The following is a 1603-nucleotide window of genomic DNA, read 5'->3' on the forward strand; positions in this document are numbered from 1 at the left end:
ATCATAGGCAGCGACTATTGGCCGGGGCTTGATGTGGTGCCCGTAGTGATGGTGGCGGAGATAATGATGGGAGTATACTTCAACCTCTCTTTCTGGTATAAGCTCATCGACAGGACGATATGGGGGGCGTGGTTCTCCGGCGTCGGTTGCGCCGTGCTGTTGGCGATAAACGTCATTTTCGTGCCGCGATACGGCTATGTGGCGTGTGCCTGGGCCGGTGTCGCCGGTTACGGCACGGCCATGACACTGTCGTATGTCGTCGGTCAGCGTTACTACCCAATTCGCTATCCGCTCGGTGAGATAGCGGCCTATGTGATTCTTGCCGCCGCTCTCTTCGCCGGTATCACCGTGTCAAACGCCGGTCTGCCGCCCATTGCCGCCGTCGGGGTGAACACAGTGCTCGTGGCCGTGTTTGCCGCCGTGGTGGTCAGGCGCGATTTTCCGCTCTCTTCGCTGCTCGTTGTGGGCAAGTATTTCCGCGGCAAGCGTGGCGTTTAGCGGAAAAATAGCTATCTTTGCACCTGGCAAACGTGATGGGGCGGGCACCGCAACGACACGATACTTAGACAGTCGAACGACAATTTGATTGTAATTACGTCAGTCCTACGGTTGACGGATGAATGTCAGGATATGCTGTCACGGTGACGAGACGGCGCGTGTGCGTTCATTCATAAGCATATCTGAATGAGGCATACTGTCAAAATCACTAAACACTAATCTCAGCATTAGGAATAATACAAACATATATAAAAGATGAAGAAAATAACATTGACAGCAGCGTTGGTGCTCTCCATCACGGCGGCAAAGGCCGATGAGGGCATGTGGACGCTCTATGATCTGCCCAATGCCGTATACGAGCAGATGCGGGCGGAAGGTTTCGCCATGCCTTATGATGGCCTTTACAACAGTGACAACGCCATAAAGAACTGCGTGGTGAACTTCGGCGGCTTCTGCTCGGGTGTGGTGGTGTCGCCCGACGGCCTTGTGTTCACCAACCATCACTGCGGTTTCGAGGCCATACGCAGTCACTCTACCGTGGAGCACGACTATATGCTTAACGGTTTTTTCGCCAAGTCTTACAAGGAAGAACTGCCCAACAAGGACTTGTTCGTGAGTTTCATGGTGGAGCAGAAGGATATTACCTCGAAGCTCGACAGCATGGGGCTTAACGACATGTTGCCGTCCCGTCAGGCTGTGTTCCTCGACTCGATAGAGAACGTATGGTCCAAGGACGTGAAGGCTAAGGACTCCACACTGCGACTCGAAATAAAGCCTTTCTACGAGGGTAACAGATTCTATGCCACCACATACCGTGATTTCCGTGACCTGCGTCTTGTTTTCACCATTCCCAAGTCTATGGGAAAATACGGCGGAGAGACGGACAACTGGATGTGGCCGCGCCAGACTTGCGACTTTTCCGTGTTCCGCATATATGCCGATCCTAAGACAAACGGTCCGGCGGATTACAGCGAGAACAACGTGCCCTATCACCCGTCGTCATGGGCTCCCGTGTCGATGGACGGATATAAGGACGGTGATTTCTCGATGACGATAGGCTATCCCGGCAGTACCAGCCGTTATCTCTCGTCTTACGGTATACGCC

Annotated in this window: 2 protein-coding genes; both read left to right on the forward strand. The window is 53.4% G+C overall.

Annotated features, from left to right (window positions below; all coding sequences use genetic code 11):
* Window positions 1–498: lipopolysaccharide biosynthesis protein (locus MoGM_RS05710; RefSeq protein ID WP_199181769.1), on the forward strand; the 498-nt coding region annotated here is incomplete at its 5' end.
* Between the two features lie 363 nt (window positions 499–861).
* On the forward strand, window positions 862–1603 hold a 742-nt coding region (locus MoGM_RS05715; protein WP_371410505.1), incomplete at its 3' end, for a S46 family peptidase.

Source organism: Prevotella sp. MGM1 (genome assembly GCF_002933775.1).
Classification (GTDB): domain Bacteria; phylum Bacteroidota; class Bacteroidia; order Bacteroidales; family Bacteroidaceae; genus Prevotella.